The 22,400-nt window shown below is 61.4% G+C and carries 18 protein-coding genes and 1 tRNA gene; 6 read left to right on the top strand and 13 right to left on the bottom strand.

Annotation, left to right across the window (positions count from 1 at the left end):
• Positions 1–37 precede the first annotated feature (37 nt).
• The 11 genes from mnmA to lptB all read right to left on the bottom strand — a co-directional run bounded on the left by mnmA (position 38) and on the right by lptB (position 9,653).
• Entirely contained in the window at positions 38–1,237 is a 1,200-nt protein-coding gene (gene mnmA / locus QZ460_RS07350; protein ID WP_290540930.1) for a tRNA 2-thiouridine(34) synthase MnmA, read from the bottom strand.
• 2 nt (positions 1,238–1,239) lie between these two features.
• Positions 1,240–1,803, bottom strand: coding sequence for a 16S rRNA processing protein RimM (locus tag QZ460_RS07345; RefSeq protein ID WP_290540929.1), 564 nt, complete (start codon positions 1,801–1,803; stop codon positions 1,240–1,242).
• Positions 1,804–1,920: 117 nt separating this feature from the next.
• The gene (locus QZ460_RS07340; protein ID WP_290540928.1) at positions 1,921–2,472 is read right to left on the bottom strand and encodes a 30S ribosomal protein S16; all 552 of its coding nucleotides are present in this window, start codon (positions 2,470–2,472) and stop codon (positions 1,921–1,923) included.
• 247 nt (positions 2,473–2,719) lie between these two features.
• A tRNA-Arg gene (locus QZ460_RS07335) sits at positions 2,720–2,793 on the bottom strand.
• 336 nt (positions 2,794–3,129) lie between these two features.
• Complete coding sequence (locus tag QZ460_RS07330; RefSeq protein ID WP_290540927.1) at positions 3,130–3,513, bottom strand: response regulator; 384 nt, start codon at positions 3,511–3,513, stop codon at positions 3,130–3,132.
• Between the two features lie 59 nt (positions 3,514–3,572).
• Positions 3,573–5,303 (bottom strand): M23 family metallopeptidase, encoded by a 1,731-nt coding sequence (locus QZ460_RS07325; RefSeq protein ID WP_290540926.1) that lies wholly within the window; start codon positions 5,301–5,303, stop codon positions 3,573–3,575.
• Positions 5,288–5,800 (bottom strand): regulatory protein RecX, encoded by a 513-nt coding sequence (locus tag QZ460_RS07320; protein WP_290540925.1) that lies wholly within the window; start codon positions 5,798–5,800, stop codon positions 5,288–5,290. Before QZ460_RS07320 ends, QZ460_RS07325 begins: the two co-directional genes overlap by 16 nt.
• The gene (prmC, locus tag QZ460_RS07315; RefSeq protein ID WP_290540924.1) at positions 5,782–6,621 is read right to left on the bottom strand and encodes a peptide chain release factor N(5)-glutamine methyltransferase; all 840 of its coding nucleotides are present in this window, start codon (positions 6,619–6,621) and stop codon (positions 5,782–5,784) included. The genes QZ460_RS07320 and prmC overlap by 19 nt, the downstream gene beginning before the upstream one ends.
• A complete protein-coding gene (gene aroC / locus QZ460_RS07310) occupies positions 6,618–7,595 on the bottom strand; it encodes a chorismate synthase (protein ID WP_290540923.1) in 978 nt (325 codons plus the stop codon). Before aroC ends, prmC begins: the two co-directional genes overlap by 4 nt.
• A 16-nt stretch (positions 7,596–7,611) precedes the next feature.
• A complete protein-coding gene (gene aroA, locus QZ460_RS07305) occupies positions 7,612–8,856 on the bottom strand; it encodes a 3-phosphoshikimate 1-carboxyvinyltransferase (protein ID WP_290540922.1) in 1,245 nt (414 codons plus the stop codon).
• A gap of 2 nt (positions 8,857–8,858) precedes the next feature.
• Positions 8,859–9,653, bottom strand: a complete 795-nt coding sequence (gene lptB, locus QZ460_RS07300; RefSeq protein ID WP_290540921.1) for an LPS export ABC transporter ATP-binding protein — start codon at positions 9,651–9,653, stop codon at positions 8,859–8,861.
• 92 nt (positions 9,654–9,745) lie between these two features.
• Between lptB and recQ the strand changes: the two genes are divergently transcribed.
• From recQ to rsmA, 4 genes are all read left to right on the top strand, one after another.
• On the top strand, positions 9,746–11,938 hold the full coding sequence (recQ, locus tag QZ460_RS07295) for a DNA helicase RecQ (protein ID WP_290540920.1): 2,193 nt from the start codon (positions 9,746–9,748) through the stop codon (positions 11,936–11,938).
• Between the two features lie 183 nt (positions 11,939–12,121).
• Positions 12,122–12,346 carry a hypothetical protein gene (locus QZ460_RS07290; protein WP_290540919.1) on the top strand — a complete coding sequence of 75 codons (225 nt, stop codon included), beginning with the start codon at positions 12,122–12,124 and terminating at the stop codon, positions 12,344–12,346.
• Positions 12,347–12,680: 334 nt separating this feature from the next.
• A complete protein-coding gene (locus QZ460_RS07285; protein WP_290540918.1) occupies positions 12,681–12,923 on the top strand; it encodes a hypothetical protein in 243 nt (80 codons plus the stop codon).
• Between the two features lie 538 nt (positions 12,924–13,461).
• Positions 13,462–14,253, top strand: coding sequence for a 16S rRNA (adenine(1518)-N(6)/adenine(1519)-N(6))-dimethyltransferase RsmA (gene rsmA / locus QZ460_RS07280; RefSeq protein ID WP_290540917.1), 792 nt, complete (start codon positions 13,462–13,464; stop codon positions 14,251–14,253).
• 722 nt (positions 14,254–14,975) lie between these two features.
• Here rsmA and QZ460_RS07275 read toward each other — a convergent pair.
• Together QZ460_RS07275 and QZ460_RS07270 are read right to left on the bottom strand one after the other, a co-directional pair.
• Positions 14,976–16,244, bottom strand: coding sequence for a pitrilysin family protein (locus QZ460_RS07275; RefSeq protein WP_290540916.1), 1,269 nt, complete (start codon positions 16,242–16,244; stop codon positions 14,976–14,978).
• Positions 16,241–17,479, bottom strand: coding sequence for a pitrilysin family protein (locus QZ460_RS07270; RefSeq protein WP_290540915.1), 1,239 nt, complete (start codon positions 17,477–17,479; stop codon positions 16,241–16,243). Before QZ460_RS07270 ends, QZ460_RS07275 begins: the two co-directional genes overlap by 4 nt.
• 367 nt (positions 17,480–17,846) lie before the next feature.
• Between QZ460_RS07270 and nifJ the strand changes: the two genes are divergently transcribed.
• Together nifJ and QZ460_RS07260 are read left to right on the top strand one after the other, a co-directional pair.
• The gene (gene nifJ / locus QZ460_RS07265) at positions 17,847–21,380 is read left to right on the top strand and encodes a pyruvate:ferredoxin (flavodoxin) oxidoreductase (RefSeq protein WP_290540914.1); all 3,534 of its coding nucleotides are present in this window, start codon (positions 17,847–17,849) and stop codon (positions 21,378–21,380) included.
• A 469-nt stretch (positions 21,381–21,849) separates the two neighbouring features.
• Entirely contained in the window at positions 21,850–22,284 is a 435-nt protein-coding gene (locus QZ460_RS07260; RefSeq protein WP_290540913.1) for an META domain-containing protein, read from the top strand.
• Positions 22,285–22,400 lie beyond the last annotated feature (116 nt).

The following is a 22,400-nucleotide window of genomic DNA, read 5'->3' as shown; positions in this document are numbered from 1 at the left end:
ACGTGCAGGGACCCTGATCATCGCGTGCGAGGTTTGGTCAGCCTTCGATCACTCCCGAGCCGACCAGTTCGTCGCCGTCGTACCACGCTGCGAACTGCCCGGGGGTGATGCCCCGCTGGGGCTGGTCGAAAACGAGGTAAGCTCCTTCGTCGCGGATGAACAGCCGCGCGCCCTGCAAGGGCTGGCGGTAGCGGATGCGGACGGAGAACCGGGCGCTCTGCCCGGGGGTGAGCTTCCGTGCGGGGTTCACCCAGTGGATCTCGTCGGGCGCCATGTGCAGCGCGGGGCGCCACAGCCCGGGGTGGGCGTCTCCCTCGCCGACCCAGATCACATTCTGCGCCGTGTCCGTGGCGAGGATGAACAGCGACTCTTTGCGGCCGCCGATACCGAGCCCCTTGCGCTGCCCGATGGTGTAGTAATGGGCGCCGTTGTGCTGGCCGATTTTCTTGCCGTCGCGCACGGTGTAGTGCCACGGTTCGGCCAGCGCCGCGAGTTGACCGCTCGTCGGCTCTCCCTCCGGCGGGACCTCCTGGTGTGCGTATTTCGGCCACGTGGGGAGTATTTCGTGGATATTGCCCTGTTTCGGGGCGAGTTTTTGCTGGAGGAAAGTCGGCAGGTCGACCTTGCCCACGAAGCAGATTCCCTGCGAATCCTTGCGTTTGGCCGTGGCGAGCCCCTGCTCCTCGGCGATGCGCCGCACCTCGGGCTTCAGCAGCCCGCCGACGGGGAACAGCGACCGGGCGAGCTGCTCCTGCGAGAGCTGGCAGAGGAAATAGCTCTGGTCCTTGTTGGGGTCGGTTCCCGCGAGCAGTTTGTGGATCGTCCTCCCGTCGGGCAGCGTCTCTTCCGCCTTGCGGCAGTAGTGGCCCGTGGCGACGTAGTCGGCGCCCAGCTTCAGCGCCTCGCGCAGGAAGACGTCGAATTTGATTTCGCGGTTGCACAGCACGTCGGGATTGGGTGTGCGGCCGCGTTCATACTCTGCGAACATGTAGTCCACGACACGCGTGCGGTAGTCCTCCGAGAGGTCGACCACATGCAGTGCGATATCGAGTTTCCTGGCCACGAGTTCGGCGAAAACCCGGTCGTCGTGCCACGGACAGTCGCCTTCGAGCGTTCCCGTCGTGTCGTGCCAGTTGATCATGAAAAGCCCCACGACTTCGTGTCCCTGCTGTTTGAGAAGCCATGCTGCGACGGACGAATCCACGCCGCCCGAAAGTCCGATTACCACCCGTGCCATCCTTATTCCAGTGTTAAGAGTCCTTCGGGCAGTATCAGGTGCATCGTGCGTGCCTCGAAGTCGATGTGTGCTATGAACTCCTCGACGGCGGGTACCAGCACCCGGCGTCCGCCGATTTCCAGTTCGAAGAGCGGATTGGCCTCGCTGTCGTAGTAATCCGAGAGAGTCCCTTCGACGCTCCCGGAACCGCGGCTTCCGGCCTCACCGGCCCCGGCCGCCACCCTTTCGGACGCGGCTCCGGCCTCTTCGGCCACAACTGCGAAACCGATCAGGTTTTCGAGGTAAAACTCGTCGTCGTCCTGGTCTTCGTTCAGTTCGATGCTGAATTCGAGCCCCACGAGCTCCTGCGCCCTGCGCTCGGAGTCGAAGTCTGCGAACGTGGCGGTGGCGCCCGACTGGCCACGGCGTTCGAAACGCTCGCACCAGAGCGGCACCTCCAGAGCGTCGATGGTGACGCGCAGCGGGGTCTCGGTCGTGAAATCCTCGGGGAAAGCGGGGTAGAGCGAGAGCATCACTCCGCCCTCCGTGCCGAAAAGTTTGTTGATTCTGCCTGCGGGAACGATCATGTCGGTTGTGAATTATGGGGTAAAAATACAAAAAAAACGGTAATCTCCCCGTGGGAAAGTTACCGTTTTTATTCGGATAGGGGAACGTCCTGACGTATCCCGCTTCCTGTTGTAGCCTTATTCGGCGGCGGGAGTTTCCTCTGTGGCCTCAGTGGCTTCAGCAGCCTCTGCGGCGGCAGCCTCTGCAGCCTCGCGGGCAGCAGCCTCAGCTGCGGCCTTCTTCTCGGCGATTGCGGCAGCACGCTCCTCCTTGATCTTGGCCTCGGCAGCCAGACGTGCCTTCTCGGCCGTCTTGGCATCGGAAGCCAGCTTGTTGGTCTTGGCCTCGATCTTGCCGGCCTTGGCTTCCATCCACTTGTTGAAGCGGGCTTCTGCCTCGGTTTCGCTGAATGCACCCTTGGCGACACCGCCCAGCAGGTGTTTCTTGTACATTACGCCCTTGTACGAGAGGATAGCCCGACAGGTATCCGTAGGTTGTGCGCCTTTCTGTAACCAATCCAGGGCTTTCTCGAAGTCCAGGTCGATCGTAGCAGGATTCGTGTTGGGGTTGTAGGTTCCCAACTTCTCGATGAATTTACCATCACGTGGCGCTCTGCTATCTGCGGCAACGATGTGATAGAAGGCATAACCCTTCTTACCGTGACGTGCCAGACGAATTTTAACAGCCATTTGCTATAAAATTTTGTTGTAATTAATTAAAAAACGCTCACCCCTTCGGGCTTTTAAGCCTGCAAATGTAGGGAAAATATTCCGCCCGGCAAAATAAATGCCGCAAAAAACTGCATTTCACACCTGCGGGTCAGTCGTCCGGGCTGGGTGAACGGGCCGCAGCGGGGGAGGTCGCGAGGTGTTTCACTCCGGTCTGAAAACGACAGACGGATTGTATTCAATTGCTTGAAAATCAATCCGTCCGTTGTGATCCCGGCGGGATTCGAACCCACGACCGACAGCTTAGAAGGCTGTTGCTCTATCCAACTGAGCTACGAGACCATCGTTGAAATAACGTTGCAAAAGTAAGAAAATTCGGGCCAACTGCAAACTTATCGTCCGATTTCTTGCGTCGGAACCTTTTCCGGACCTTCCGTTTGGCGGTTCGGGGCCTGTTTTCCGGACATAACAATCCCCGAGAATCACCGGCCCGCACCTTTTCGCCGGATCGCGCCTTCTCGCCGCTCCCGCTTGACCGCCGGGTCACAACTACCCCCCCCCTCTCTCCTTTTTGGCCGGCGCGACCTTGTCGGAGCGGCGAAAAAACGGATCTGAACGGTCCGTTGTATTCCGGGAAAACGCCTCCTCCCTCGCTCCGCCTCCCTCGGCCTTCGGAGGCTATTTCGTGAGGTATTTGGCGAGATAGGCTTTCAGCTCGCGCGGCATGACTGGCTTGGTGATGAATCCGTTGCATCCCGCCTCTTCGGCGACGCGCCGGTCGGCGTCGAACGCATAGGCCGTCTGCATGATGACGGGCAGGCTCTCGGTGTGAAGGCGGATCTCCTTCAGAGCCTCGATGCCGTTCATCACCGGCATTTTGATATCCATCAATACGGCGTCCGGGTGGTGCGATAGTGCATATTCTACTGCTTCCTTGCCATTTTTCGCCCAGAGCAGGTCATAGTCTTTCTTGAGATTTATTTCCAGTAGTTTGTAGTTGCTTTCCACATCTTCCGCAACCAGGATCAACGGTTTGCGCGTGGAGGTATTGTCATCTGTCATTGTGTGTTACCTTGCAGTTACTGCAAATATAGGAAATTTTTCCCAAAAGAGCTAGCCCGTCAGCGGTAAAATGTCCCATCGAAATGGGTTGTGTTTCCGCATCCGTCGGTGACCGAAAGACGCACGGCATGGGTGCGCCGCTGCGCCGGAGCATCGAAGAAGTGAACCAGCGTTCCTTTCATCGGGAAACGGTCGCAGGGGACCCATTCCCCGTCGATGTGCAGCGACCACGAGGCGATGCCCGAGAAGTTGTCCGTGGCGCGGAACCGCACACCTCCGGCCCGCGAGAGGTCGGCGCCTTCGTTGAAGAGCGGACGTATTGCGGGCGGCAGCGTGTCGGCCACGATCGCCAGATCGCCCGCCGTGCGCACCGAAGCCGTCACCCCGCCGCCGGCATATGCGCCTCCGATACAGGCCAGCGAGCCCTTGCGCGTGCGGACGGCCAACTTGGCCTGGAGTTGCAGCGGGCGCGGTATGGGGGCGCGGAGCGTGGCCTCCACGGGGTGGAAAAGCGGTGTCGTGGGGTCGAAGAACCGGTAGGCGGGCGAGAGTATGACGATGCCCGAATCCGCCTTCGGGGCCTTCCCGAGTCCGGGCCGGACGTAGATCGGCTCGTAAATCGTCCCTTCTGGAACGCAGACCTCGGCCTGGTCGCCGACGCGCAGGACCGAAACCCGGTCGGGCCTCAGTGCCACGGCCGAGGTGTCGGCCTTGGCGCGAAACGCTCCGGCGCGTCCGCGGACGGCGAATTCCAGGGTCGAGACATTGCCGCAGTCGTCCTCGGCCTCGATGCGTATGCGACGCTCCTGCCCTTCCGCCGTGCGTATCAGCCCCCGTTCCTCCATCGTCGGGTAGAAGCAGTCGGGCGCCCCCTCCAGCTGTGCCAGACGGATGGCCTCGTTGCGCGAATTGATCTGTATGGGGTAGCAGCTCACGGCGTCGCAGCTTCGCGAGACGTCGTAGGTGAAGCTGTCCATGCGGAATTCGAAGAAGGGGATGCCGTCCGTGAAGGCTGTGAGGCGCCATACCCCGAAGGTGTTCCAGACATCGTTGCGGCGATCGGTGACTTCGGCCACGAAATAGCCCTTGCGGCCCACGCCGACAGGCCCGTCGTGGGTCAGGGCGTAACGGCCTTCGGCCGTGCGGACCACGGCATAACTTTCCGTGGCACTGCGCACGGGCACTCCCTGCACGGTGTCGACCTCGACGTAGTGCAGCCGCATGATGCGCGGCGGATATTCGTCCCTGGGGCGGATGATCCCCTCGCGGACGGGGTTGTAGAGCCGCTGGGTCTCCGTGTCGCGGATTTCGTAATGCAGGTGCGGGCCTCCCGATGAGCCGCTGTTGCCCGAGTAGCCCACCACGTCGCCCTGCTTCACGGGCCATGTTTCGGGTCCGAACCAGAGGTTCACGCTGTTCGAACGTCGGTTGTAACGCTCCTTGCGCACATGCTGCTCGATGTCGTCGCGGAAACGCTGGAGGTGGCCGTAGACGGCCGTTGTGCCGTTGCTGAGCGTGAGGTAGACGGCGCGTCCGTAGCCGCCCGCCTGCAATACCACGCGCGAGACGTAGCCGTCGGCCGCGGCCACGAGCGGTTTACCCTCCACGCCGTCGGTCTTGATGTCCACGCCCGCATGGAAATGCCCGGGACGGATTTCGCCGAAATTGGCCGAGTAGAGTTGTTGCCTGAGTTCCCGCAGGGGATAGATGTAGTCGTCGGGATCGAGCTGCTGGCCTTGCGCTCCGAGGCAGGCCGCCGTAAGCAGAAAAAGTATCAGAAGTCGTCGCATGTCTCTATATCTCTGACCATTGCCGATGCGGCGTCCGCTACGGCCTCGTAGTCGTATCCGAGCGAAAGCCCGTATCGTATCAGTTTGGTTTTTAATTCGTATTGCGAGGTGTATTTCACCGTCCGGGCCTTGCGCTCGAGCTGCTGCGCAAGCCGCTCGCCCATTGCCGAACGATCGGCCTGGGCCAGTGCCGCGTCGATCCGCTCCTTCGAAACGCCCTTACGCTGGAGCGCCGTGCGGATTTTGTATTCGCCCCAGCCGCTGAGCCTCAGTTTTTCGCGCACGAAGGCCTCGGCGTAGCGGCTGTCGTCGATAAAGCGGTCGCGCACCAGCCGCCCGAGCACCTGTTCGGCGTCCTTTTCCGCCACTCCCCAGTCGCGCATCAGCCGCCGGGCGTCGCCCTCCGACTTTTCGGCGCGGGCGCAGAGACGCATCAGGACCGCGAGCGCCTCGTCGGGCGTCTTGTCGCGTTTTTTCCTCATTTCAACCGGCTGCATACCATGCGTTGTTTTCCGAAAAGGTCTTCGCGGACCTCGGTGTGGGTGTATCCTTCGGCGCCGAGCATGCCGGCGACCTCCGCCGCGGCGCGATCGTAAATCTCGAACCAGAGGCGTCCGCCGGGCGTCAGCATCCGCCGCCCGGCCCGAGCGATGGCGCGGTAGAACCGGATGATGTCGTTGTCGGGGACGAACAGCGCCAGACCGGGTTCGTGGTCGCGGACATTGGGGTGCATCGCCGCGCGGTCGCTCTCGGGAACGTAGGGCGGGTTCGATACGATGACGTCGAACCGCTCCGGGAAAACCTCCTCCAGCCCGTTCAGGGCATCGGCTTTGCGGAGCGTGACCGCTGCGCCGAGCCTTTGGAAATTCTCCTCGGCCACGACCAGCGCCTCGTCCGAGATGTCGACGGCGAAGACCTCCGCTCCGGGCATTCCCAGAGCCAGCGAAGCCGCGATGCAGCCGCTGCCCGTTCCTACGTCCAGCAGCCTCCGGGCTTCGGGCTCCTCGCGCAGAATTGCATCGACCAGCTCTTCGGTTTCGGGCCGCGGGATCAGAACCCCTTCCCGCACGGCGAATCGGTGCCCGTAAAATTCCGTGTGTCCGACGACGTATTGCAGGGGTCTTCCGGTCAGGAGCTGTTGCTCGGCCTCCGCCAGACCTTCCACGGCGAGCTCCGCTTTCGGGTCGGTCAGCAGAGCCGAGGGCGAGAGCCCCGAAAGCCCGGCCACGGCGGCCAGCGCGATGCTGCGGGCTTCGCGTGCGTCGTAAAGTCCCGTGAGCCGTGCGGCCAGAGTGTCGATGGTTTCGCGGCGTGTCATCGTCGGTACAAATCGGCCAGGGCGATGGCCACGGCGGCTTCGACGACCGCTGCGCCGCGCAGGGCGACACAGACGTCGTGGCGGCCGTGGATTTCCAGCGGTTCGACCCTGTCGGTCGCCCGGTTGTAGGTGATCTGTTCGCGGGCGATGCTCGGCGTGGGCTTCAGCGCTGCGCGCACCACGATCTCGTTGCCGTTGGTGATGCCTCCGTTGATGCCCCCGGCGTTGTTGGTTGCCGTCGTTCCGTTGCCGTCGGTGAAGCAGTCGTTGTTCTCCGAGCCGCGCAGACGGGCTCCGGCGAATCCGCTGCCGAACTCGACTCCCTTGACCGCCGGGACGGCGAACAGCAGATGGGCAATCGTGCTTTCTGCCGAGTCGAAGAAGGGCCGCCCCAGTCCGAGGGGTATGCCCTGCACGCGGCATTCGACGATGCCGCCCACCGAGTCACGCCGGGCCGCCGCGTCATGCAGCACCTCGTTGAAGCGCTCGGGATCGGTGCAGCCGCCGATCTCGGTCAGCCGGGTCGCAAACCGGACTTCTGCGGGCAGGATCTTTTTGGCCACGACGCCCGCGGCGACCAGCGCCACCGTGAGCCGTGCCGAGAAGTGCCCGCCGCCGCGCGGATCGTTGAATCCGCCGAATTTGCGGTCGGCCACCAGGTCGGCATGCGAGGGGCGGTAGTGACGCATGACAGTCGTGTAGTCCTGCGAACGGGTGTTGGTGTTGGCGAATTCGATGGTCAGCGGCGCCCCCGTCGTGTAGCCGTTGTAGAGCCCCGACACGATCTGCGGCGCATCGGGTTCGCGTCTCGGCGTCGTTCCGGGAGCTCCGCTGCAGCGTCGCGCGAGGTCTTCGGCGAAGTCCTCCTCGGCGAGCGGAATGCCCGCTGGGACGCCGTCCAGCGAAATGCCTATCTGTTGTCCGTGCGACTCGCCCCAGATGGCGAGCCGGAAATTGTGTCCGAATTGGTTCATGGGCGGTTTGGGGTTTTTAGAACCGAATGAGCTCCAGATCCTCGAAAAACCGGGGATAGCTCTTGGCGATGCTCCCGGCGTCCTCGATCACTAGGGCATCGTCCGAGCGCAGGGCGGCGACGGCCAGCGACATGGCCATGCGGTGGTCGCCGTGGCTCTTCGTGCGTGCGGCGCGTATTTTCCCGCCGCGGATTTTCATCAGATCCTCCTCCGAGGTGTCAACCTCGATGCCCAGTTTGCCATACTCCTCGCGGATGGCCTCCGAGCGGTTGCACTCCTTGTATTCGAGACGCGAGGTGCCCCGGATGACGCTCACGCCGTCGGCCGCGGCGGCCAGTGCCGCCAGCGCCGGGAAGAGGTCGGGGCAGTTCGTGGCGTCGAATTCGAAGGCCCGGAGCTTTCGGTGCTGGGCCGTCACCGAGTCCTCCTCGTTGATCACGGCGGCACCTGCGCGCACCAGCGCGGTGCAGATGGCCGTGTCGGCCTGCTTCGAGAGCATCGAGACGTTGCGCACGGTGACCTCTCCGGCCGTGGCTCCGGCCACCAGCAGCATGGCCGCGGCGCTCCAGTCGCCCTCGATGCTGAAATAGGTCGAACGGTAGCGCTGCCGCCCGGGGATGTAGAACTCCGCGTAGTCGCGCTGGTTGATTTCGACACCGAAGCGCGCGGCCGTGTCGAGCGTCATATCTAAATAAGGTGTCGAGACGGCTCCGCGCACATGCAGCGAGGTGTCTTGCCCGGCCAGCGGCAGCGCGAGCAGCAGCCCCGTGATGAACTGCGACGATACCGATCCGTCGACTTCGACCTCTCCGCCCTGAATCGGGCCGCAGACCTCGATGGGCAGAAATCCCCCGTTGTCGCGGACCCGCACGCCCAGCCGGCGGAGCGGATCGAGCATCATCTGCATCGGGCGGTGGCGTAGCGAGCCGCGCCCCTCGATGGTGACGGGCGTGGCACAGAGCGATGCCACGGGAGTGAACAGACGCGTCGCGAGGCCCGATTCGCCGACCTTGAGCACATTCCCCTTCGGCGACAGTCCGCCTTTGATCGAGAGCGACGTGGGATCGACGCGGCGCACCTGCGCACCGAGCGTTTCGATACATTGCAGGGCGGAACGCGTGTCGTCGCAGAATTCGATGTTGCGTAGGACCGAAGCCTCTTCAGAGAGCAGCGCCGCTGCGAGGGCGCGCTGTGCATAGCTTTTCGAGCAGGGGGGCGTCAGCGTGCCTTTGACGCGGCCCGGCGGAACCGTTGTGTCCATACTTACTCCTTAACCTCCTGTGCCTTTCGGTTTTTCATCTCCTGCGTCAGCTGATGGCTCTTCTTCAGTTCGAAATGCTGCCCGAGGTAGACTTTGCGGACCATCGGGTCGGCGGCCAGTTCTTCGGCCGTACCCGTCTTCAGGATCTTGCCCTCGTAGAGCAGATAGGTGCGGTCGGTGATGGCCAGCGTCTCGTCGACGTTGTGGTCGGTGATGATCACGCCGATGTTCTTGTGCTTGAGCGTCGCCACGATCGACTGAATGTCCTCCACGGCGATCGGGTCCACACCGGCAAAGGGTTCGTCCAGCAGGATGAACGCCGGATTGATGGCCACGGCGCGTGCGATCTCCGTACGGCGGCGCTCGCCGCCCGAGAGCTGTATGCCGAGGCTTTTGCGCACCTTCTGCAGGCGGAACTCCTCGATCAGCGCCTCGACCCGTTCGTTCTGATACTCCTTCGAGAAGGAGGTCATCTCCAGCACGGCCCGTATGTTGTCCTCCACCGACAGACGGCGGAATACCGAGGCCTCCTGCGCCAGATAGCCCACGCCGAGCTGGGCGCGGCGGTATACGGGCAGTCCCGTCAGTTCGGAAGCCTGCCCCTCGTCGTTTTCGAGGAAGATACGTCCTTCGTTGGGCTTGATGAGGCCCACGATCATGTAGAACGTTGTGGTCTTTCCGGCCCCGTTGGGGCCCAGAAGTCCTACGATTTCACCCTGGTTGACGTCGATCGACACGTGGTTGACGACGGTCCGGGCCTTGTATTTCTTGACGAGCTCGCTGGTGTAAAGACGCATTGCGTTTGGATAATTTTTTTACAAAGTTATGCTTTTTTCCGAAAAGTTTTTTATCTTTACAATGAATTTTCAGATTTTATACTCTCGGCGAAATGAAACAATTCGATTCTTCCCTGCTGCATGACAAGCTGAAGGAGTACTTCGGCTTTTCGTCGTTCAAGGGGAACCAGGAAGCGGTGATCCGCAATGTGCTGGAAGGTAAGGATACCTTCGTGCTGATGCCCACGGGTGGCGGGAAGTCTCTGTGTTACCAGTTGCCGGCCATGTTGATGGATGGCGTTGCCATCGTCATCTCGCCACTGATTGCCCTGATGAAGAATCAGGTCGATGCCATGCGGACCTTCTCGGCCGAGTCGGGGATCGCACATTTCCTGAATTCGTCGCTCAACAAGACTGCCGTGGCCCAGGTCCGGCAGGATGTGCTCGACGGCAAGACCAAGCTGCTCTATTTTGCGCCCGAGTCGCTCACCAAGGAGGACAATGTGGCCTTTCTGCGCAAGATAAAGGTTTCGTTCTATGCCATCGACGAGGCGCACTGCATTTCGGAGTGGGGCCACGACTTCCGCCCGGAGTACCGCCGCATCCGTCCGATCATCAACGAGATCGGTGCGGCGCCGCTGATCGCCCTGACGGCCACGGCCACGCCCAAGGTGCAGCTCGACATCCAGAAGAACCTGGGCATGTCCGACGCCTCGGTCTTCAAATCGTCGTTCAACCGCGCGAACCTCTACTACGAGATCCGGCCCAAGCACAACGTCGACCACGACATCATCCGGTTCGTCAAGCAGAACGAGGGCAAGAGCGGCATCATCTACTGCCTGAGCCGCAAGAAGGTCGAGGAGCTGACCGAGTTGCTCGTGGCCAACGGTATCCGGGCTTTGGCCTACCATGCCGGGATGGATGCCTCGACGCGCGCCGCCAATCAGGACGACTTCCTGATGGAACGCGTGGAGGTCATCGTCGCCACGATCGCCTTCGGCATGGGCATCGACAAACCCGACGTGCGCTACGTCATCCACTACGACATCCCCAAGTCGCTCGAAGGCTATTATCAGGAGACGGGCCGTGCCGGCCGCGACGGCGGCGAGGGTTACTGCCTGACCTTTTACAGTTACAAGGACATCCAGAAACTCGAGAAGTTCATGCAGGGCAAGCCCATCGCCGAGCAGGAGATCGGCAAGCTGCTGCTGCTGGAGACGGTTTCCTACGCCGAGAGTTCGATGTGCCGCCGCAAGACGCTGCTGCACTACTTCGGCGAGGACTACACCGAGGACAACTGCGGCAACTGCGACAACTGCCGCAATCCCAAGCCGAAGGTCGATGCCCGTGCCGCGCTCAAGATGGCGCTCGAGGCCCTGCGCGACATCGGGGACAAGTTCAAGTCCGACTATCTGGTCAACGTTCTGGTGGGCAAGACCACGGCGCTGATCAAGAGCTACGGACACAACAAATCGAAATGGTTCGGTGCGGGCGCCGAGCACGACGCCCGTTTCTGGGGTGCGGTGCTACGCCAGGCCCTGATACTGGGCCTTGTCGACAAGAATATCGAAAACTACGGGCTGATTTCGATCAACCGGAAGGGTGAGGGCTATATCGCTCTGCCGTTCCCGGTGACTGTGACCCTCGACCACAACTACGACGAGGAGGAGAAGGAGGCCGAGTCGGTGGCTCCGATGGGCAAGGGCGGTGCGGCCGACGAGGAACTGTTCTCGATGCTGAAGGACCTGCGCAAGAAGGTCGCCAAGCAGCACGGGCTGCCGCCGTTCGTCATCTTCCAGGACCCGTCGCTCGAAGACATGGCTGTGCAGTACCCGATCACGCTCGAGGAGATGCAGAACATCACGGGTGTCGGCGTGGGCAAGGCGCGCAAGTTCGGCGAGGAGTTCATCCGTCTGATCAAGGCCTATGTCGAGGAGAAGGAGATCATCCGTCCGCAGGACATGATCGTCAAGGGTGTGGCCAGCAAGTCGGGCAACAAGATCTTCATCATCCAGTCGATCGACCGCAAGATGGATTTCGAGGATATCGCCCGCGCCAAGGACCTCGACTTCGACGAACTGCTGACCGAGATCGAAGGCATCGTCAATGCCGGGACGAAACTCGACATATCCTACTACCTGAAGGGATTCATGGACGAGGAGAAGGTCGAGGACATTTACCTCTACTTCAAGGAGGACGCCGAGAGCGACTCGCTCGACGCGGCCATCGAGGAGCTGGGGGCCGATTATACCGAGGAGGAGATCCGCCTGGTGCGCATTAAGTTCATGTGCGAGCAGGGCAACTGATATTCGATCTTGCGGGGATGCATTCCGCCTGCGGTCGCGACGCGACCTGCTTTTGCCGGGACCTTGCCCGCACTCCGCAGTCAGGGAATCGCCCTTTGGGGATCGGGAACGATATGACGGAGCCGGTCTTCCGTGGCCGCTGGCAGGAAGCCGACTCCCCGAGATAACCTAATTTTGACGCCTATGAACAAGAAGACCTTTTCTTTAGCCGTGCTTTTCCTGATTTGCTCATTGGGATGGCTCGGGACCAATATCTATTGGCGTGCGACGCATTCCAACTGTGTGAATGTATTCGACCTGATCGTGGGCGTGCTGTTCGTTGCGGCCGCAGCCGGCATGGTGTATAACGAATTCAAGAAAAAGAAATGCCGCCACCTCGATGAGGTGAACAAACACAAAATTCCTTGACCGATGCGGGCGAAAGCCCGTTTTTGGGCCGTCAAGGCACCTTCTTCCCCAGGGGGGCGCCGACTTTCGGCCGACGCTCCGCCGCCGAAGGTCGGGGTGCTCCGGTCCGTTCCCGGCTCCATGGCCGTGGCCGCCGGGGCTGTGACTGTCGGATTCGTGGCCGCCGGGGCTGTCCCTCGGTACAGTGATTGCCGGGGGCAACGACCGCCGGCGTGAAGACTGTTGGCGTGAAGATCTCCGGGGCAACGACTGTCGGCGTGAAGATCTTCGGGGCAATAACCGCCGGTGCGTTGCGGCGCCGGCAAAAAGGTAGTTATTCTAAATGACGATTGACATGAAAACCAATCTTATGCAGCTTCTGCGACTTGTCCTGATGGTGCTGGCCATCGCAGGAATCATCTATGCCATCGAATTCATGGAGCGCGGCATTGCCGTGTGGTTTTGGGTTGCGTTGCTCGGTATCGGATTCGTGGGTCTGCTCTACACGTTCCGCCTGACACAGCGCCGTATGGCCCGGGAGCGTCAGGAACAGCAGCGTCTCGAAAAAAAGAAGCGCAGCCGCCGTTCGAAACGCTGACCGTAACCGTACCCGGTGCCTTATTGGGCCGCTCGGGCTTATCCCCGCATCGGGGCCGCGCTACACCGTAGCCGGGGCCGGAATTGCACCCCACCATAGTCGTGTCCGGTGCCGCATTGGGCTGCCCGGGCTCATCTCCGCATCGGAGCCGCGCCTTCGTCGTAGTTGTATTCGGGGCCGGGGCCGCGCCACATCGTAGCCGGGGCCGGAATTGCACCCCACCATGGCAGTATCCGGAGCCTTATTGGACCGTTCGGGCTTATCCCCGTATTGGGGCCGCGCCGTAGTAGTAGTTGTCCGGGGCCGCGCCACATCGTAGCTGTCCTCGAAATTTGCACCCCACCATAGCTGTCCTCGGAATTTGCTCCCCACCATAGCTGTAGTTCGGGGCACACCGCAGCAGGGCAGGCGGCGTTCTGCAGGGACGCTGCGGTCGGCGCCTGACAGCACTTTTGATTGCCGTAGGGATTTGCAATCCGCCGGCGATTCGGTTTTGAACCGGCTTTTTTGTATCTTTGTGGCCTGTAATGTAAAGTTTATGGGAGAAGTAAGGGCAAAAAAGGCGTTGGGACAGCATTTCTTGGTCGATCTGAATATCGCACGCAAAATCTGCGACTCGCTTTCGGGAGGCGATGTGGCCGGCCGGCCGTGTCCGGTGCTCGAAGTGGGTTGCGGTATGGGTGTGCTGACGCAGTTCCTGCTGCGGCGCAGCGACATCGAGGTCTGGGGGGCCGAGATCGACTCGGAGAGCGTCGCCTACCTCCACGCGCACTATCCGGAGTTCACGCCGCGGCTCATCGCGGGCGATTTCCTCGGGATGAACCTGCGCGAACGCTTCCCCGAAGGACTGAAAATCATCGGTAATTTCCCTTATAACATCTCGTCCCAGATTTTTTTCAAGGTGCTGGACAATCGCGATCTCGTCCCCGAGTGCGTGGGTATGATCCAGAAGGAGGTCGCCGTGCGGCTGGCCGAGCCTCCCGGCTCGAAGGAGTACGGCATTCTGTCGGTACTGCTGCAGGCGTGGTACGACATCGAGTACCTTTTTACGGTGGGTGAGACGGTTTTCAACCCGCCTCCGAAGGTCAAGAGTGCCGTCATCCGCCTGCGCCGCAATGCCACGGAGCGCCTCGACTGCGACGAGACGCTGTTCGTGAAGGTGGTGAAAGCCTCCTTCGGCCAGCGACGCAAGATGATCCGCAACTCGCTGAAATCCGTTTTCGGCGATTTCGGCGGGGCCGAGCATCCCTACTTCACCCGACGCGCCGAGCAGTTGGGCGTCGCCGAGTTTGTGGAATTGACGAACTGGGTCTCCGAACATCGGCGCTAACGGCCGCTATTCCCGGCCCGCTCCCACGCCCGTTTCCCGACTTTCACGCTCCGACGCCCGGCTTCACTCCCGTTTCTTGGCTTCTACTGTCCTGACGTCCGGTCTCATACTCGTTTCCTGACCTCCACTCCGGCGCCCGGTCTCACACTCGTTTCCCGACTTCCACGCCCCGACACCCGGTCCCACTCTCGTTTCCTGACCTCCATCCCGGCGCCTGGTCCCACGCCCGTTTCCGGCTTCCACCCCCCCCCCGACGCCCGGCTTCACGCTTGTTTCTCGGCTTCCACTGTCCTGACATCCGCTCCCACGCCCGTTTCCCGGCTTCCACCCCGACGCCCGGTCTCTCGCCCGTTTCTCGGCTTCCACCCTGATGTCTGGTCCCACGCCCGTTTCCCGACTTCCACCCCGATGCCCGGTCTTTCTGCCCGGGCGATGGCGGCTGCAGCGGGCAAGGCGGGTTGTCCGACCGAACCGCCGCATCCCGGAGTGGAAACCTCCGGAGTTAAAAGATTCCCGGATCCGTACAATGGCTTTTGCAAGCCTCTCCCACACAACGATTTCCGCCCGACAATTTCCGCACAACGGCTCCCGCGCACATGGATCTCCCGCGCACCCACACACCCGCGACCCGCACAAGGGTTTCCGCCGCAGGGATCCATTGCGGACGCCCCGGCATGGACCCGCGGGCGCCGGCTTCCGGCAAGCGGGCCGGCCTTCCCCGCTTACATCCGGGGCTTTTCCGCTCCGGCGACCACCGTCACCAGATCTTCGCGGCGGAGGTATTTCCGGGCAAGCTGCTGCACTTCGGCGGGTGTCATCTGCCGGATGCGGCGTATGTTCTCGCCGATTACCGTGTTGTCGCAGCCGCAGAGGATGTTCTCGATCGTCACGTCGGCGATGCCGAACGGCCCGTCGAGGATGCGCATCATCTCGCCCGTCATCATGTTTTTCACCAGCTCCAGCTCGGCCTCGGGCATCGGCTCGGCGCCGAGACGTTCGATCTCGGCGTAAATCTCCCGCAGGGCCTCCTGCGTCACATCCGCACCGACCTGTGCCGCCACGGCGAAATAGCCTTCGCGCTCGAAGTTGACCATCGCCGAGACCGCGCCGTAGGTGTATCCGTGCTCTTCGCGGAGGTTCTGCATCAGCCGCGATCCGAAATAGCCGCCCAGGGCCGTCGCCACGACCTGCATGCCCAAAAAATCGGGATGCGTGCGCGGAAACAGCAGGCGGCCGATGCGCAGCGACGACTGCACGGCTCCCGGATACGCGACAAATGCCGCATGGGTGGTCTCGGGTGCGGGGAAGTCGGGCAGGGCTCGGGCCTCGCCGCGCGGAATCCGTCCGGCGAGTTCGGCCAGGGCCTTCAGCTCGTGGTCGCCGATGCGGCCGCTGCAGACGACGAAGCAGTTTTCGGCGGTGTAGCACCGGTGGTAGAAACCCTCCACGTCGTCGCGCGTGAGTCTGTCGTAGTCCTCCTCGTGCGACGAGATGCCGTAGGGGTGCCGCTCCCCGAACAGCGCCCGGGCAAAGGCCTCGCGGGCCTTCACGTCGATCTTCGACCGCTCGACCGCCAGCCGCTGTTTGCGCTTGGTGGCGTAGGTGCGCAGTTCCTGCTCGGGGAAGGTGGGGTAGAGCAGGATCTGCTCGGCCACGGCGAGCGTCGGGTCGACGAATTTCGAGAGGGTGGCGAAATTGACATAGGCATAGTCGCGGTCGACATTCACGTCGTACCACGAGCCGTAGTAGTCGAGTTGCTCGGCGATCTGGTGGGCTGTCATGTTGCGCGTGCCTTCGGCGAGGAGGTTGGCGGCGGCCGACGCCGAGAAGGGCGCCTGCTGAAAGGCCGATCCGGCACGGAAGACGAACGAGATGCGCAGCACCTCGAAATCCTCCGATGCGAGCGTGTAGAGTCCGATCCCGTTGGGCAGCGTCGTGCAGCGGGCTTCGGCGACCTCGACCTGCGAGGGCGTTATGCGGGGTTGTGTCATTTTCTGGCGTTGTAGATGAGTGTGGAACTGTTTTCGGGCCGCAGCGTGCGGCGGCAGAACGAGCGGATCTCCTCGTCGGTTACGGCGCGGTAGCGCTCCACCTCGCGGTTGATCAGGGGGAGGTCGCCCAGCATCTCGTAGAAGCCGAGGTTCATCGCCTTGTTCATCACGTTCAGTTCGCCGAAGAGCGTGTTGGCCTCGAATTTGTTCTTGACCTTTTCGATTTCGTAGGCGGTCGCAGGGATCGTTTTCAGGTCCTCGATCTCCTGCAGGAATGCCGCTTCGACCGCTTCGGGCGTGACACCCGGGAGCAGCTGTCCCGTGAGGACGAACAGCCCCGGGTCGACATCGCCCGTGATGTAGGCGTTGACGCTCGACAGCAGGCCGCGTTCTTTGACAAGGTGCGTGTAGAGCCGCCCCGAGTCGCCTCCCGAGAGCAGGTCTGAAACCAGATCGGCCGTGTAGAAATCGGCCTCCGTACGCGCGCACATGTGATAGGCTATGGTGAGGGTCGAGGCCGGCACGTCGCGCTCGACCTCCTGGTGCCGGGCCCGGGTCTGCGCGGGTTCCTGCGGAATGGGAGCCATTGCGGACGGGTGGTTGGCCAGCGGTGCAAACCACTTTTCGGCCAGCTCCAGCATTCGCTCCTCCTCCATGTCGGCCGAGATCGACAGAATGGCGTTCGAGGGGTGGTAATGCGCGCGGTAGAAGGACTCGACGTCCGCGAGCGTGGCTTCGGCGATGTGGTCGGTCGTGAGCCCGATGGCCGCCCAGCGGTAGGGGTGCTCCTTGTAGGCGAGCGTGCGCAGCAGCATCGTCTGGTCCCCGTAGGGCTGGTTGAGGTAGCGCTGGCGGAACTCCTCGATCACCACCTTCTTCTCGGCTTCGAGCTTGGCGGGGGTGATGTCGAGACCCTCCATGCGGTCGCTTTCGAGCCAGAGGGCCGTTTCGAGGTTGTCCTTCGGGAGCGTGATGTAGAAATCCGTGTAGTCGTTGTTGGTGAAGGCGTTGTTGTCGCCCGAGGCCATCTGCACCGGAAGGTCGAAATTCTCCACGGCGCGCGTTCCGCGGAACATCAGGTGTTCGAACAGATGGGCGAATCCCGTGCGTGCGGGGTTCTCGTTGCGCGCGCCGACCTTGTAGAGGATGTTCACGGCGGCGAGTTTCGATGCCCGGTCGCGGTTGACCGCGACGGTCAGCCCGTTGGGGAGTATTTTTCTGGTGTATGGAATCATAGTTGTGCAAAGGTACGAAAAAGTCCGTTACCGCAAACCGGCCTTGCGCGGGAGAGGGGCCCGGAGGACCTGCACTCCGGGGCGGCCCACGGACGGCGCATACGCTTCCGGGAGGGTGCCCCTTTTCGGGTAATTTGCTATTGGTTAGCCACTTCTGCAACTCGGTGATTTCTCGAGAGTTTGTTGTTAACCGAATAACAGAGGGATTGTTATTCGATTCACATTTGAAAAGTCGAAAAATAACACTTTTTGGGAGGCAGTAAGTAGGGATTCTCGGCTGAAATTGCTATATTTGCATCGCCCGTTTGTCGGGGCCATTCCTGAAATATCGGAAAAACACACAAATATCATCTAAATTTCAACTAAAATGGCAGAAAAGAAATTTATCACCTGTGATGGTAACTACGCTGCGGCCCATGTGGCTTACATGTTCTCGGAAGTCGCAGCCATCTATCCCATCACACCCTCGTCGACGATGGCCGAACTCGTGGACGAGTGGGCCGCCCAGGGCCGTAAAAATATCTTCGGAGAGACCGTTAAAGTCGTTGAAATGCAGTCCGAGGCCGGAGCCGCAGGCGCCGTGCACGGATCGCTGCAGAGCGGAGCCCTGACCTCGACGTTCACCGCTTCGCAGGGTCTGCTGCTGATGATCCCCAACATGTACAAGATCTCGGGCGAGCTGCTCCCGGGCGTGTTCCACGTTTCGGCGCGTGCGCTGGCCGCACAGTCGCTGTCGATTTTCGGCGACCACCAGGATGTGATGGCGGCCCGTCAGACGGGTTTTGCCATGCTGGCCACCTCGTCGGTTCAGGAGGTCATGGACCTCGCAGGCGTCGCACACCTCGTGTCGCTGAAGGCCCGCGTTCCGTTCCTTCACTTCTTCGACGGCTTCCGCACCTCGCACGAGATTCAGAAGATCGAACTGATCGACGAAGCCGCTCTGACGGCGATGCTCGACCGCGATGCCCTGAAGGAGTTCCGCGCCCGGGCGCTGAATCCCGAACACCCCGTCACCCGCGGTACGGCGCAGAATCCGGATATCTATTTCCAGACGCGTGAGGCCTCGAACAAGTTCTACGCTGCCATTCCCGACATGGTGGCCGACACCATGAAGGAGATTTCGAAGATCACGGGCCGCGACTACAAGCCCTTCGTCTACTACGGAGCAAAGGATGCCGAGAATGTGATCGTCGCCATGGGCTCGGTGACCGAGACCATCAAGGAGACGGTCGACTACCTGATGGCCAAGGGCGAGAAGGTGGGTGTGATCACCGTGCACCTCTACCGTCCCTTCTCGGTGAAGTACCTGATGGCTGTTCTTCCCGAGAGCGTGAAGCGCGTCTGCGTGCTCGACCGCACGAAGGAGCCGGGAGCCAATGGCGACCCGCTGTATATGGATGTCGTCGAGGCATTCGCTTCCTGCCCGTGCGACCGCAAGCCGCTGGTCATTGGCGGGCGCTACGGCCTTTCGTCGAAGGACACCACGCCCGCACAGATGCTGGCCGTGTTCGAGAACCTGAAGATGAACGAGCCGAAGAACCAGTTCACGGTGGGTATCGTCGACGACGTTACGTTCCGTTCGCTGCCTGTCGGCGAGGAGATTTCGCTTGCGAAGCCCGGCACGTTCGAGGGTCTGTTCTTCGGTCTGGGTGCCGACGGTACGGTGGGCGCCAACAAGAACTCGATCAAGATCATCGGCGGCACGACCAACAAGTACTGCCAGGCCTATTTCTCCTATGACTCGAAGAAATCGGGCGGCTACACCTCGTCGCACCTGCGTTTCGGCGACCTGCCGATCACGTCGCCCTACCTGGTCACCACCCCCGACTTCGTGGCCTGCCACGTGCCTTCGTATGTCGACAAGTACGACGTGCTGAAGGGTCTGAAGAGCGGCGGTTCGTTCCTGCTGAACTCGGTGCACGACGCCGAGACGACCTGCGCGACGCTGCCCGACCACATGAAGGTCTACCTGGCCAAGAACCGGATCAACTTCTATATCATCAACGCCACGAAGATCGCCGCCGAGCTGGGTCTGGGTTCGCGCACGAACACCATCATGCAGTCGGCCTTCTTCAAGATCGCCAATGTCATTCCCTTCGACAAGGCCGTCGAGGAGATGAAGAAAGCCATTCTGAAGTCCTACGGCAAGAAGGGCGAGGATATCGTCAACATGAACTATGCGGCCGTCGATGCCGGCGGCAACGCCGTCGTGAAGGTCGACGTTCCAGCCGAGTGGGCGAATATCGTCGTGGAGGAGGAGGAGCACACGGCCGATGCCTCGCGTCCCGACTTCGTGAAGAAGATCGTCGATCCGATCAACGCTCTGAAGGGCGACCTGCTGCCCGTTTCGGCCTTCAACGGCCGCGAAGACGGCACGTGGGACAACGGCACGGCCGCCTATGAGAAGCGCGGCATCGCCGTCAACGTTCCCGAGTGGAAGATCGAGAACTGTATCCAGTGCAACCAGTGCGCCTATGTGTGCCCCCACGCCGTGATCCGTCCGTTCCTCGCCACCGAGGAGGAGGCTGCCGCTTCGGGTATGGATTGGAAGCAGGGCCTCGGCGAGACCAAGGAGTACAAGTTCCGCATCCAGATTTCGCCGCTGGACTGTACGGGTTGCGCGAATTGCGTCGATGTCTGCCCGGCCAAGAATAAGGCGCTCGTGATGCGCCCGCTGGAGGAGCAGATGCCCCAGCAGCAGAATTGGGATTACATCACCAAACATATCGGCTACAAGCAGGTTGTGGACAAGACCAAGTCGGTCAAGAACCTGCAGTTTGCCCAGCCGCTGTTCGAGTTCTCGGGAGCTTGCGCCGGTTGCGGCGAAACCCCTTATATCAAGGCCATTTCGCAGTTGTTCGGCGACAAGATGATGGTTGCCAACGCCACGGGCTGTACCTCGATCTACTCGGGATCGGCTCCCTCGACGCCCTACTGCACCAACGCCGCCGGCCAGGGTCCCGCATGGGCCAACTCGCTCTTCGAGGACAACGCCGAGTTCGGTCTGGGTATGCACATCGGTGTGGAGAAACTTCGCGACCGCATCCAGGAGATGATGGAGAAGGCCATTGCCAACTGCAGCCAGTGCTCCGAGGAGTTGAAGGCCGTGATGAAGGAGTGGATCGAAAACCGCGGTTCGTCGGCCAAATCGGCCGAGGTCACGGCGCGTCTGATTCCGCTGATGGAGGCCTGCGATTGCGACTACTGCAAGGAGATTCTCGAGCACAGAGACTGGCTCGTGAAGAAGTCGCAGTGGATCATCGGCGGCGACGGCTGGGGCTACGACATCGGTTACGGCGGTGTGGACCACGTGCTGGCTACGGGTCAGGATGTGAACATTCTGGTCGTGGACACCGAAGTCTATTCGAACACCGGCGGTCAGTCGTCGAAATCGACTCCCGTGGGTGCCGTTGCCAAGTTTGCATCGAGCGGCAAGCGCATCCGCAAGAAAGACCTCGGCGCAATGGCCATGACCTACGGTTATGTCTATGTTGCCCAGGTTTCGATCGGAGCTTCGCAGCAGCAGCTGTTCAACGTGCTGAAAGAGGCCGAGGCCTATCCCGGACCTTCGCTCGTGATCGCCTATGCTCCGTGTATCAACCATGGCATCAAGGGCGGCATGACCCGCACGCAGACCGTGGGCAAGGAGGCCGTGGCCTGTGGTTACTGGCACCTGTGGCACTACAACCCGCAGCTTGAGGAGCAGGGCAAGAACCCGTTCGTGCTCGATTCGAAAGAGCCGGATTGGTCGAAGTTCCGCGAATTCCTGCTGAAGGAGGTGCGCTATACCTCGCTCCAGAAGTCGTTCCCCACCGAGGCCGACGAACTCTTTGCCGCCGCGGAGGAGAATGCCAAGTGGCGCTATAACGGCTACCGGCGTCTCGCCCAGATGGAGTACTAATCGTCCGTCTGCTTCCGCTGAAAGGCCGCATCCCGATCGGGGTGCGGCCTTTTTTGGCGGCGTTGCGCAAATGCCCGGAGTCTCGCCGGACGGGACTTCCGGGCTTCCGTTCCTTTCTGGTGCCGGTTGTTGCTCAACCCGAATATATTGCCTATATTTGTTCTGTGGAATCAGCTCCGGTGACGCCTGTTTTTTCGGCCCGCCGTCGCTCGATCCTCAGCCGTGTCTGCGGGCCGGCTGGATGCCATGCCGCCCTTGCCGCCGGCATCCCCGCCAGCCGCGCGCGGGAAGACCTGCAGCCGGCATACCTTGCGACCGGGCCGCAACCCGCCGCTGCATTCGACATAACCCGCCCGGGCTCCTGACTGATGCCCGTCTGGCCCCTTGCTGCGGGAATACGGTGGAGACCGACCATCGTCTGGCGCGTATTTTGAATGAATTATTCGATTGACAAACGTATTTTGAAATTATGAAAAAGATTTTTGCAGCCGCAGCGCTGCTTTTGACCATGACCGCCTGTGGCGGAGCACAGCAAAAGGCCCTTCCGCTGGAGGGCACGACGTGGAAACTTGCCAAAATGGAGGCAATCCCCGCCCAGACCATCGGCGTCGAGGCCGATTACTTCACCCTGCAGTTCAACGCTGCCGATACGCTCGTGTCGGGCCGCACCAACTGCAACAGCTTCTTCGGCAAGTACGAACTGGAAGGGCAGAAACTGGAGTTCGAGAACCTCGGCATGACCCGGATGGCCTGTCCCGAGATGCAGTACGAGGATGCTTTCGTGAAGATGCTCGACGAGGTGGACCGCTATGAGATCAAGGGCGAGGCGTTGAAATTCTACGACGACCGGAAGTTGCTTGCCGAGTTCCGCGCCGTTCAGGAGACAGCCTCCTCCAAGAAATGAGCCTCCTCCGACGCCCTGAATGAAACATCCCGCTCCCGATACCCGGAGGCGGGATGTTTTCGACACTGTCCAAAATTTTGTGTAAATGGAAACAGGATTCAGCTGTAAGTTTGTCC

This window comes from Alistipes sp., from assembly GCF_020026455.1.
Taxonomy (GTDB): Bacteria; Bacteroidota; Bacteroidia; order Bacteroidales; family Rikenellaceae; genus Alistipes.
This window is presented reverse-complemented; position numbering and strand designations above follow the sequence as displayed.